The sequence below is a fragment of the Bellilinea sp. genome, assembly GCF_053501535.1.
In genome coordinates, this window is sequence record NZ_JBRCOK010000047.1 from 27,342 (window position 1) to 38,111 (window position 10,770).

The 10,770-nt window shown below is 49.6% G+C and carries 6 protein-coding genes; all 6 read right to left on the reverse strand.

Features of this window, described 5'->3' with window-relative positions; translation table 11 throughout:
• Positions 1-16: 16 nt before the first annotated feature.
• Entirely contained in the window at positions 17-367 is a 351-nt protein-coding gene (locus tag ACWIZX_RS05235) for a DUF952 domain-containing protein (RefSeq protein ID WP_448335044.1), read from the reverse strand.
• Positions 364-5,664: a DUF2298 domain-containing protein gene (locus ACWIZX_RS05240; protein ID WP_448335045.1), complete on the reverse strand. Its 5,301-nt coding sequence runs from the start codon at positions 5,662-5,664 to the stop codon at positions 364-366. Before ACWIZX_RS05240 ends, ACWIZX_RS05235 begins: the two co-directional genes overlap by 4 nt.
• Positions 5,661-7,880 (reverse strand): glycosyltransferase family 39 protein, encoded by a 2,220-nt coding sequence (locus ACWIZX_RS05245; protein ID WP_322794221.1) that lies wholly within the window; start codon positions 7,878-7,880, stop codon positions 5,661-5,663. The genes ACWIZX_RS05240 and ACWIZX_RS05245 overlap by 4 nt, the downstream gene beginning before the upstream one ends.
• A gap of 93 nt (positions 7,881-7,973) precedes the next feature.
• On the reverse strand, positions 7,974-8,780 hold the full coding sequence (locus ACWIZX_RS05250) for a methyltransferase domain-containing protein (protein WP_448335046.1): 807 nt from the start codon (positions 8,778-8,780) through the stop codon (positions 7,974-7,976).
• Positions 8,781-8,799: 19 nt separating this feature from the next.
• Positions 8,800-9,969, reverse strand: coding sequence for a glycosyltransferase family 4 protein (locus ACWIZX_RS05255; RefSeq protein ID WP_448335047.1), 1,170 nt, complete (start codon positions 9,967-9,969; stop codon positions 8,800-8,802).
• A 5-nt stretch (positions 9,970-9,974) separates the two neighbouring features.
• Positions 9,975-10,770, reverse strand: a 796-nt coding sequence (locus ACWIZX_RS05260) for a GDP-mannose 4,6-dehydratase (protein WP_448335048.1), incomplete at its 5' end; no start/stop codon positions are given.

Sequence of the window (10,770 nt, forward strand, 5' to 3'; positions counted from 1 at the left end):
CTTTATCCTGACCTGCTTAAGCCGTTAAGTCTTCCAAAGTTCGGTTTTCCCAATTTAATGCCAGAACCCGCCGAACTGCTTGAAGGGGTATTTCACCGAAAACGTGGGGGTAGGCCTTTCCATTTGGAGCAAGTTCATACTTTACCTCAACGGGCAATGAATCTGGATGGATTTCCAACACCACCACATCTTTCCGACCCGAAAACAAACGATCGGCGACCTCCATTAATTGCTCAGCAGTTGAACAGTGGACAAAACCTTCACTTGCCAGAGAAGAAACGCGGTAAGAACCGATTTCAATGGCTTCATTCCAATCTTTATGATTGGCGATGTGATAAATGAAACTTGCACGATTCTGAGTGTTCAAGGGATGACCTCGTAAATTACAGTATCCATATCCCGGTAAACTTCATTCCAAAGATCACCATTCCATTGGGGAAATTTAGCCAGGCCCGCTGCTTCATAATAAGCCTGTTCCAGCTGACCCACAATGATATATTTTATAGCGTAGCGATCTAAAAGTTCTCTGGTTCGTTCCTTAACAAGCGTATTATAAATTTCCGCCACATCAAAAATGCGGTTTTGAACACTGAAATCATTTGGTACTGCCGCCCGCTGCTGACGCTGATGCCAGTCCCAACCAATGACCGTGGGCAAACCCGTGTAAATCGAAAATCGCGAGCCCCAGCGATAAAGCGGCGTGTTGGCTTCCAAAATCACCGGTGAACCCTTAACATTTTCCTGCATCCAGCGAATCGCCCGGTAATCCTGACTTAAGTCCATCAAACGCCCCTGATCCGAATATTCGGAAGTGCGCATGTACGCCATTCCATCCAGGCCGTGCGGCGCCAGGGTGCTCATGCGGTCGCGGATTTTTGCCGAACCGGCCATCAAAGGATATAACAATGCAGCAACCAGTAATGCACTTAACCCAACCTGCCAGACCTGTTTCCACCCCGATTTCCATTTTTCGTCCATAACCGGCAACAACCAGCCAATCGCGGCAGCAGAACCAATTGCCAGTAAATTCCAGGCTTGTAAATAAAACTTGAAGACCGTATTCATCCGCCCTATATCACCAACCAACACAATCACTTCCACCATCAGGGTCAGGGTTGCCCCGCTACCAATCATGAAAAGAACCACCCGCTTTGCATCCGGTAGATCGGCTCGCAACAGCAAAACCAGGCACCAAACAGCAAGGGTAAGCGCGTAGAAAGCAATTTCAACCCGGAGAGAAACATTCAGCAGCACAACCGCCAGCAAGTATGCAGCCAACCCGCTGAATATCCAGAATCGCCACGGACGCAATTTATTTAATGCGGATAGAGGCGTATTGGCCATCCAGTCAATCGTTTCGGAAACCAGCCATGAGGCAATTACAAAATAAAACAGACCCCAGTGTGTCAAATACGAAGCAACGGGGGAGCGGCTGCCTTCCCAGAGTTGTATGCTGCCATAACCCTGCGCATACCATTGCATGTACGGGGCAAACAATATAAACGAAAGCCCCGTCAAAAGCAAAGCCGATCCAACTGCCAGTGCCATCCGTTTTAACCAAACGGGCATATTGGGAAGGTAAGAATCCCCGACATTTGCGTAACGTAAGCCTGAATAAAGCAAAGCGGAAATTCCCAACCCAAGATAAGTCGGCATATCCCATGTATTGGTTGGTCTTAATACGCCAATCGTTAATCCACCCACCAGTAAAGATATAAGAAATGGCAAAATCTGACGATTATCCCTGAAACTCCATTGCCACTTGCCAAAAACGACCGAAAGGCACCAGCCGAGCGCCAGCATGGTCAAAGGCAGAGCAAACAGGTGAGCATGGGGGTCGGCATATAAAAAAGTGAAAAAGGGAAATTCGGTAATTGCTTCACCAGGCAATGCGCGGCTGGGTATCCAGTACCAGTCGCCGGTGCTGTACGGTAAGCGCGCCCCAGCCAGAAATCTCGAAAGTCCCTGTACCGTCCAGGATAGTTTCAAGAAAATATTTGCTTCTTCCAGGGAAGACCCGCTCATGGCAAGCCGCATCAAACCATGCCAGATCATCCGTGCCGTACCCAGATTGCCCAAAACCAGCGCGGCAATCGCAGCAGCAAGTCCTACCCCCATTGGCTTTCCAAAAACAACCCGATTCGCCCCAGCCGCTTCAGTTGTATGGCCTCTCTCTTTGAGAAAGTGGGAAGTGATATTCCACCCTGCGCTGAATGCGCCCAACGCAAAAACTGCAAACATTGTTGGCAGGATCAGGTTGTAGGCAATTGATGGAACGATGCCCAGCCACTTGGTGGGTACCCCGACCAGAACAAAACCATAGTAATAATAATTTATATATCCACCGCTGTACCATGGATTATAGGGGGGGAAGATGGTGCTTTTCAGCACAGCATTGAAGTAGGCAAAATCCATCGGTTTTTCGCCGCCAAAGGCGGGATGCCACAAATCTGGATTGCCTATCCTGATCAGGCTGAAAAGGATAAAAAACGCCAGCCCAATCACCTCCACCCGTAAAAAGTATCCCTTCCGCTCTCGAATCTCTTGAAGAAGATTATCCTTCTGCCAGAAAGCCGCTAATCCACCAGCGAACAAAAGGATAACAAACACGATTGTGATGGTGGTACGCTCAAAAGTCGCCCCCAGGGATGCAGCCAGCCAAACTCCAAACGACAAAAATAGCATCCCCGCAATTTTGATCAGCGGATAGCCTCGATCCGGCAACCCGCTCATGGCTACACGCAGAATCGGATAGACCAGCCAACCCAACCCACTGATGACCAGATACCAAATCACCCAGCCCAGAAAAGGAAAGCGATTCAACAGTCCTTCACTGTTAAACAATTCAGCCCAGGTGCCGCCGTTCCGCTGACGGGCGAGCAGGTCATCGGGTAACATCAGATTGGCGGGGTAGGAAGGGGCTTTGCCCGGCAGAACATGGATGACTCCCGATAAATCTACACTCTTCAAAAGCCGGGCTGTTTTAGCCGGGTCATATCCATCGCTCTTTTTGAAGATCAACACCTTGGGGTGATCGTAAACCGTAAACGCTTCTTCTGCAAACTGGGTGTTCACTTCAATAGCACCCAGTCTGGGGTTGGACTGAAAAACTGCAGCCAGATCGAAGCCCAATTGTCCGCTGAACATACCCGGCTGTGCCACCCGGTAACACCATAAAATATCTTTTTCGGGGGGACACCCCAGCAAATAACGATAATAGGCTGTTGTTAGAGGATAACGCTCCGGCAGACGTGTTGTCGTTCCCCACTGTCGGTTAGAAGATATGTAAATGTAATCTGCGCGGTTGAGCAGGTCAATCATCTGCTCGCGTTTGTCAACCGTATCGTCTGCATACAAATCCAGGGTCAGGTCGCGCGGGTAAATCCCCGCATAAGGATCATAACCATCCAGCCGCAGAGGAAGGCCATCATCCCAGACGGTTTCATTTACACCACTCGCAGGGGAAAAAACAATTTCAGCATCTCCCGCCAACAACTCCATCTGAATCGAGTAGGTGTTGCCTGCCTTTACGGTTACGGGTGGATTCAGGCTGAGGCGCACCATTTCACCGCGTGCATCCATCCCTTTTGCAACAAAATCATCCGTAAGCGTTGCACTGCTGATAGATTGAGTAGCAGTACTGCGATCATACACCTCAACCTCTAAAGTTTTCATCCCTTGCTCTGCAGCCCGATCCACCAACCGGTAAAATACAATGTCGCTTAAAATTCCGGATCGCAAAGGCTGGAAAGAAATTTCCAATGGACGGTTTGGACGGACGGCTTCACTCCAGTCCGGCAGCAATTGGCGTAAAGTGCTTGCCTCGTTTTGAATAAGGACTGTTGCCCCACCTTGCAGAGAAAGCGCGCTTTCTGCGCCGTCAATACTCACCGAGAGGGTATAAAGCCGGCCGGTCTCAACCACCAGGGGAAAATCCAGCACAAGCCGATGCGGTCGGGGTTGATTCTCTTCAAAGGTTTGGGTGAGTGTTCCCAGCCCTCTGGCTGCCTGCAGGTTTCCGGCTTCTTGAATGGTGATGATCAGCGTTTTCGGATTGCTGTTCAGTGACAAATCGCGAACTTCGTCAAGGTAAACTTCGCTGATTGTGCCGCTCTGAATGGCGCGGAAACTGGTACGCAAGGTTTCGTTCCGCTGTAAAATCACCAGAGAATTAACTGCCAGCGGCTGATGATACTCTTCATCCGCCGTCTTAATCCACAAATTCACCGCTCCCGGCACATTTTGATAAATCCAGCGGGACGCTTCCACCCGCGTCACCGGGCGGGTATAAATCCCATCAAATGCAAGAGCCCAACCGGCCGTTAAACCCAATACCAATATACTCACGCCAATGACAGCCCAGCGGCTGATTTTGGCCCTAAGGGAGCTTCTCAGGTTTATGGAATTTGTTTTTTGCCACAAAGCAGTGATCGCCCAACCGGCGGCGAGGGCAAAAATGGGGTAAACTGGCAGTTGATAGCGCATCGTCGGATTGCCCTGTAAAGACTGCCAGATAAAGAAGAGGATTGTCCATCCCCAAACTGCTGTAAAGGGGTGAGAAAAGCAGTTCTTAACCAATTGCCATCCCATCCACAGCATCCCAACCCATGCCAACACGCCCATTGGCAGCCCCATGCCCCAAAGTACCATATTCTGGAACGAAAAGGTTACCGGACGACGTGCCCATTGCAAAGCCGGTGGAAAATCCACATCCCCGCCCGTTTGGGCTAATAGACTTTTTAGATTTTCCACCCACAGCGGATTGGGGAGAATGTTCCAGAACTGCGGTCCCTGAAAAGCATAGGGTTGGAACACACGAAAAACCAAAAACGCACTCAACCCACCGGCCAGTAAACCAAATAATACCAACCACAGGGTAAAATCTTTATCCAAACGCTTTGCTTGAAAGTACTTCCAAAACAACACAATCGGCAGCACCAGCGCTACTACGCCCACATGAATCTTGGATGCAGCAGCCAGCCCGGCAGCCGCGCCGAAAGCCATACAATTCCAAAGAACCCTTGCATCAATTTTTACCCAAAAATTGTGGGGGAGCCGCGGATGAATCGGTCTTTCGTTTAAGGTCGCAATCCGCACGGCAAAGAAGACCGCCAGTGTGCAAAAAAAAGTTGCAAATGAATCGGTGGTATAAAAATGTGCTTGCTGAATTTGGAGCACAGCCAGTGCCGAAAAGGCTGCTCCCAGCACACCCGTGGTTTTACCCCACACACGCTCTCCGATCAAAAAAACCAGAAAAACCGTCAAGAGATCAAATAAAGCGCTCAGGCTTCTACCCACCACAATGATCTCATCCCAGCCGCTGCCGGAAAAGATCCATTCCGCCAGGTAACGGGTCAGTAAAACTGGAAATGTGCCGTAAACAAAGAACCGATGACCAACATTATGCGGGTTCAGGCTGGAATGTGCCGTGTCAAAATACTCCCCGAAATGATTTACAGGTTTGAGATCAGCAGTAACCCAGACCAGAAAGCGCTCATCGGGATGGAGATACTGTCCCTGTCCCCAATCCAGACCGTTGAAACGCAAAAACAACCCTGCCAGTAATATACCCAACAGCGCAGCGTCCAAAATCCAGCTCAACCGCGCCGTTGCCGGCAAAGCCCGACTTTTCGTACCCTTCTTTGCGGATATCCCTTCAGTCATGGCTGTCCGGTTTCACCTTCTGGATTGACGGGTGGCACGAAATAAAGCAAGAAATCCTTACCTTCCAATTCAACATCGTACAAATACAACCAACCCGTAGGGTATAACTCCTGCAGTTTGTGAACGGCATCTTCATCACGAGGATTAATGACAAACAATTTTGCGCGAGGTTCATTCAATGTAGTTTCAAATTGATCTGGCCACAACGCATAATCCTTCATTGGATAGCCGGCATTAATTCCGACCAGGCGGGTATCTACCCAATGGGGATAAGGCACTACATACGCTGTATCCGGGTTACCTTGTGATTCACTGAAACCCCGAATCACCGCTCCAATTTGCGAGGTATTCCATGCCCCTGCCATGAACTGCCGGTCGAATTGACGGAAAACCAGATCATAATTGGCAGAACTGATGAAAAACAAGAGTACAAGGGTTAAAGCAATGGGAATTAATCGCTGAGTACCGCTAGCATAACGGCGCTCGACAGCCCGCACAATCGCATCCAGCCCCACAGCGGCGAGTATGAATACTGGAATAATCGCCCCGCCACTGCGATTGAGCGAGGGATTTTCCTCAGGAAACGCCAGCGAAAGGATGGAGGGCATCATCAGCAGAGGAATTGACACCAGCAGGAACAAATCAATCCAGTGACGCTGACGTATATAACGAATGACAACCAGACCGCTGCCGAGGAAAAACAACGCAGCACTTATGACATCCAGGGCTGGCCGGTTAGGGATCGAATGCACCCAGATATTCCCATTTTTATAAAAGAACATCACCATGGACTTCCACAAGTTATTGAGGAAGATGATCCATACCGGTGCCGGATAAGTTGTCTCAGTCTCTCCAAGGCGGGTTAAAGCACGATAAGCAAACATTTCAGGTTCGCTCAGCGCGTAACGCAGCAGAGGGAGGAAGATAACCAGTGAAGTTACAGCCAGTAGAACCAGTCCGATGAATGCCTGCTTGCGATTGCCTACCGACTGACGATGGAGAAGATAAATCAAAACCGCCGCAACCACCACCAAAGGCACCAGCCGCGAAGGGCTGTAACCGTGCAATCCCAGACCCAGAAAAATCCCTGCCCAAATAAAATCATTACGCCGGCGATAATGTAAACCTCTTATCAGAAAGTAAAGCGTTGGTGCAGCAAATAATGGATAAAGCGGGAATCTTAACCCAATCCTGGAGATAACATTTGCCCAGTAAGCAACCCCAGCCAGCACAAACGCAAAGAGCGCAACTCGTTTACCTCCAATTTCTTTCCCCAAAAGGTAAATAAACGGCAAGGTGAACAGACCGGCCAGCGCTGTTCCAATTTTCAGACTCATAAAGGATAGTTTCGTTCCGGCAAGGATGGCAATCATCGCCGTCAGGTACATTTGGACCGCCTCCCGGCCGGTATTGCGCGGGAAGAAAATGGCTGTCTGTCCTTGCAAAACATCAGCCACATCCATTAATTTTTCGGCGTGGTCGCTGAACATTTCGCCAGGAACTTCACTCAAACGGTAAAAACGGAAAAACACCACCAGCACAATGGCAAAAAGGATCAACACACTCCACGGTGTAATTCGCAGAATAACGTGAGGTGAGCGCAAAAATAAGGAAATTTTCCTTTTCAGGCTTGCCCATGTGTTCGAAGGAATATAAAATGCTGCCACCAGTGCAGCAGTGCCTGTCAGCCAGAGTGTCAGGTTCAGGGAGGTAAAGCGGTTACCGCTGAAGAAAATAAAGGCCAGAAGCAACAGAGGGATGGAAAGCAGCAACGGGTTACGATTGACCGTTACCGGCATGGGAGAGTTGGTCGCTTCGGAAAATTGAGGCAACAGCCATTCGCGTGAAACCACTGCCAAAACCAGCGCGGCTCCAGCCAACCCATAGAAAATCAATGCAACCGTTACCTGCTGGCGGGGTGGTTCCAGATAAGACTGCCCAATCACAGCCAGAATAAAGGCCAACAGTGTCCGCCATCCCAGCGGTAATCGAACCTGTTTTTCGGCTGGGGAAGGGAAAATCAGCGGTTCAATCTTTTCTTCAGCCGTTGATTCAAAAACATCGGTCTCTACCGACAGGCTGACATTTTCTTTTGTTTCAGGAAGCGGCTGATCACTGGGTGGTTGATGAGCCAAAAGAGCCGGTGGCTTTCCTTTCCACGGCATCAGTAAGGCTTTGACATAATCCAGAACAGTAGGTTCTTTTGGTTCGTGCATGGTTGAGAAAAGGAATCAACAGATTCTTACGATGGTATATCTTACATCATGCTCCAATTACTGACAAGCGCTTCTGACACAAGGGATGATTGACTAGAGTCTCTTTTGGGCAATATAAAAAGAATACACGCCGGTTTCCTGCTCAGGCGGCTCCTGATAGACGGATTGGCATACCCTTTGAGTAATCGCCAGATTCCAGGGTTGTGAAACCAGAATCCAGCGTTTGAACAACCAGCGGCTGACCAGAGAAGGTAAACCAAAATAATGACCCCATTCCAGAACGCTTAGAGCCCGCGGTGAAAAGTAATCCCACTGGCGGATTACCTCAAAACCTGCTGTTTCAAGACGATTCTTCCATGTAAAAAAGTCATCACAATGATAATGGCGCGATATGCGGTTGAAGAAAGCACGGTATTGCTTTGCCAGACCGTGCAGACCTAGCCGGTCAAAAAAACGGGCGATTGAAAGGGTCTCCAGAAAGCGATGATTGGGAACACAGAACACAAACACTCCACCCGGTTTGAGAACCCGAGCAGTTTCTTCCAGAACAGGCTGCAAGTCGGGAATATGCTCTAATACAGAATTACTGACAACACTCGCAAAAGTTTCATCATCAAAAGGCATCTGCACGCCACTTCCCCGCAGGGTCAGGCGGTATGCGTGCCGGTTTGCGGCTTCTTTAACCGGCTGCCACCATGGGTCTAAACCTACTGTTAACGGTTTCTCAAATGCAATCGAGGCGAAATGACCATCACCACAACCCAAATCCAATACCGGCTCAGCCAGCTCAATGGTCTGGTAAAAGCGGGCTTCAACCGCGCGCAACACTCCCCGAAAATAAGGCAGCTCGCGGATATTCAACCACAAAAAATCTTTTTCAATGGATGAAGAATAGCCCAAAGCCTTCCAACCTCACCTTTCAGGATTTGCGAATTTCTCTTTGGATTTCAGCAAACAATTTTTCGTATTCTTCGGCAACCCTATCCGGTAAATAACGCTGGCGGATGGGCTGAGGATCGCGGATATAAGCGGTTCGGTTGCCCAAAATTTCCAGCAGTGCTTCTGCCAGCCCTTCTGAATCTCCAATCTCAACCACTTTGCCCATTTCATGAATCTTAACCGGTTGACGCACACCCGGTAAATTTGAAGCAATGGAAGGTGTTCCACTGATCATGGCTTCTATCTGAACCAGACCAAACGCTTCCGTGGAATTCAAGGATGGCAAAACCAAAACATCCAGATTGGGATAAAAGCACGCCATCTGTTCAGGAGAAAGATTACCCAGAAACTGCCATGCCCCACTTTCCTGAAAACGGGTAATCCGCGGCATTATCCTCGCGTAGTAAGCTTCTTCTCCCACAATGTTTTGATAAGTGCCGGCAAACTGCACCTGCGTCTGCGGATAAACCTGCAACACTTTGGGTAACGCTTCTACCAGCACCTCAACACCTTTTTCTGTCGCCAAACGCGCTGCCATCCCAATCACCGGTCTGCGATCTTGAGGATTGGTGCGCAGCCGAAACTGTTGAATTGCCTGTGGAGGCACTTCAGGCAGTTCGACCGGAGGGGGGATCACCTTCAACTTGTGCAAATAACGTCTTAAGTACGGTGAATGCTCGGCATAATCTTGGGTATAGGTTACAATTCGATGGGTAAATCTGGCTGCCAGCTCATTCATGAAAAGGACAGCCTGATTGGCTGCCCAACTTAATAAACCCGGCGGCATTCGCAAGTCACAGTGGTAGGTAATTACGGTGGGTTTCTTCAACAAGCGACCGCGCAAGGCAACCCCGGCGGCATCAAATTGTGGCAGGTGTAATTGAATGACATCATGTTCACCTACGAGCCGGTTGGCGGTCAAACCAAAGGACGGCATAATCACCCCTTTGCTGACCCGGAACAAAACCGGAACCCGCACGACCCGCACTCCTTCCACGGTTTCATCCAGTGGCAGGGATTTGTCATATTGAGAAGTCATCACTGTTACCGCATGACCGCGGCGGGCAAAAGCACGCGCCAGCCGCTCTGCATAAATCGTCAACCCGGAGGTATGGGGACGGTAATACGTCAGGATGATCAGAATGCGCATAAGCCTCAGAACAAATCCCGGTTGGTTTTTACCCACTCAAACAAGCGCTGAATACCCTCTTCGACCCCCACTTTGGGTTTCCAACCCAGTATCTCTTGGGCTTTGCGGGTATCAGAAACATATACCCGTTGATCACCCGGCCGCCAATCCCCTCTTTTAACCGGGATACTTTCCCCGAGCAGCTTTTCGAGCAAGGGGCCAAATTCCTGCCAGACAGAAATGGTAAATTCAGCGCCCCCTCCAATGTTAAACACCTGACCAGCCGCAAGATCAATCCGCTCGACGGCCAAATCATACACATCACACAGGTCTTCTACAAAAAGAACATCCCGGACCTGCTTTCCATCCCCATAAATTGTGATGGGCAGCCGCTTGACAGCCGCAATGACAAACCATGCCACCCATCCCTGATCTTCAATCCCAAACTGCCGGGTGCCGTAAATACAGGATTGACGCATGACCACCGTCCGCAAACCGTAAATCCGCGAATAATCGCGGGTATACTGGTCACCACAACCCTTTGAGCAGCCGTATGGAGAATGAAAGTCCAAACCAAACGTTTCCGGGATACCATAAGGAAAATCCACGTAGGCATAGCGGCTTGCCTGCTCTACAACCCGAACCTCCTCCATGCCGCCATAAACCTTGTTGGTAGAAGCATAAATCACAATTGGATCACGCCCGGATAGCCGCGCGGCTTCTAAAACATTGAAAGTTCCCATAGCATTAATCTCAAAATCATTGCGCGGATCAACCACCGATGTTGTCACCGCAACCTGCCCGGCCAGATGCACAATCACA